At 71.9% G+C, this 2,009-nt stretch carries 2 protein-coding genes; one reads left to right on the forward strand and one right to left on the reverse strand.

Features of this window, described 5'->3' with window-relative positions; genetic code table 11:
• On the forward strand, window positions 1–733 hold a 733-nt coding region (locus FVW20_RS13490; protein ID WP_196610015.1), incomplete at its 5' end, for a benzoate/H(+) symporter BenE family transporter.
• 253 nt (window positions 734–986) lie between these two features.
• On the opposite strand, the gene FVW20_RS13495 is transcribed toward FVW20_RS13490, so the two are convergent.
• Window positions 987–2,009: HDOD domain-containing protein (locus FVW20_RS13495; protein ID WP_196610016.1), on the reverse strand; the 1,023-nt coding region annotated here is incomplete at its 5' end.

Here is a 2,009-nt window from a genome sequence, read left to right on the forward strand (position 1 = left end):
GGCCCGCCGCCTGGCCCCCCGTTACGCCGTGCTGCTGCCGCTGCTGGCGGGGTTGCTGGTGGCGGGCATGACCGGGCAGCTTTCGTTCGGAGCGGTAAGCGCCGCGCCCGCCGCGCCGGTGTTCACCATGCCCCACTTCACCCTGGGGGCGCTGCTGGGCCTTGGCGTGCCGCTGTTCGTGGTCGCCATGGCCGGGCAGAACGCCACGGGCCTCGGGGTGATGCGCGCATCGGGCTATGATACCCCCGGCAGCCCTTTGGTGACGTGGACGGGTGTGGCATCCACCCTGCTGGCGCCGTTCGGCTCGCACGGGGTGAACCTTGCGGCCATCACCGCCGCCATCTGCACCGGACCCGAGGCCCACGCTGACCCGAAGCGGCGGTACTGGGCGGGCATCTTCTGCGGCGGGTTCTATGTGCTGGTGGGCACTTTCGGAGCCACGCTGGTGGGGTTGTTCACGGCCCTGCCGCAGGCGCTGGTGGCCGTGGTGTCGGGTCTGGCCCTGCTGGGGGCCTTTCTGGGCGGTCTGACCCAGGCCACGGAAGATCCGGTGCACCGGGAAAGCGCCGTCATCACGTTTCTGGTCACCGTGTCCGGTGTGAGTCTGCTGGGCGTGGGGTCGTCGTTCTGGGGGCTGTTGGCGGGTCTGCTGGCCGGAGCGGTGCTGGTGGGGCCGCAGGCGCGGTTGCAGGCGGCCATCACCGCGCACGCGGGACAGGCGGCGCGCAAGTAGCAGGGATTGTAACCGCACGGGCAGGGCGTTGCCTTGTCTGCGTGGAGCGGCATTGAAATGACCGGCGGCGTGAACGGGTAGACCGTTCGCGCCGCCGTTGCGTTCAGTGAGTGGAAGGATCCGCGGGGCGCAGCCGGGATGGCGGTGCGACGGGGGGGCATGGCGGTGCGGTGCCCGTAGGAAGGCAGCCGGGTCAGGTCGGGGCCTTGCCGGTTTGGCCCAGGCCCCGCCGATTGGGCCACGGGTGTTTCCGTCAGGCCGCCGCGTCGCCAAAAAGGGCCAGCTCCATGGCTTCGGTGTCGGCCAGTACGTGCCCCACCAGCGACGAGAACTCCGCCGGAGTCAGCTTCAGGCGGTCCAGCGCGCCGTGCGCGGGCTGGCGCAGCAGTTCGTCGCCCGGCATGTGGTAGCCGAGGGCCACGGCAATCAGGTCGCCAAGGTGCACGTACAGGCCAAGGTCGGTCCACGCGCGGGCGTCCGGACCATGGTGGGTTGCCGCAGCCTCTGCCACGGCGTCGCCCAGCCGCCAGGCGTCCAGCAGGCGGCGCCCGATGTCGCAGTGGTCGTAGCCAAGCAGTTCGCGTTCCGCCGCCTGGATGGGCACGGCCCCCTGCAGGGCGCGGCGGGAAATCTGGGCCGCCAGGTCCGGCAGGTTGCCCATCAGCAGCAGGTGGCCGATGTCTTGCAACATGCCCGCCACGAACGCCCGACCGGGGTCGGCCCCACCGCAGGCCACGGCCAGGGCGCGGGCAGCCGTGGCCGCGCACGCCGCATGCCGCCAGAAGGTGCGCCGGGCGGACACGTCGCGCGGGGTCATCAGGCGCATCAGCGAGGCTGCGGTGACCAGGCTGAGAATCTGGCGCATGCCCAGCAGCATCACGGCGCGTGTCACCGTTTCCACGGGCACCAGCGGGGCGTGCAGCGGGCTGTTGGCGATGCGCAGGACGGCGGCGGTAAGGTAGGTGTCGTGCTGGATGACGCGCGCCACGGCGTCGGGGGTGGCGTCATCGGAGGCCACCAGCGCGCTCAGGCGTTGCACCACTTCCGGCGGCGTGGTCAGGGCCGGGCGGCGGGCCAGGAGTGCGGCCAGCGAGGGCGCGTCCACGCGAAGTACAGGAGGACGGGTTGCGGCGGGATCATCTGTGGCGGTGTCGTTGCCAATGGCGCCGCCAGTGGAGGTTCCGGAAGGATTCCGGGCGGTGCGGGCAGCGTCGGGCTGCCCGTCGCGCAGCAGGCGCGTGCGCGCCCAGCCCGCCAGTTCGGCCAGCAGCGGGTG

The organism is Nitratidesulfovibrio oxamicus (genome assembly GCF_015731765.1).
In the GTDB taxonomy this organism is placed as follows: Bacteria; Desulfobacterota; Desulfovibrionia; order Desulfovibrionales; family Desulfovibrionaceae; genus Cupidesulfovibrio; species Cupidesulfovibrio oxamicus.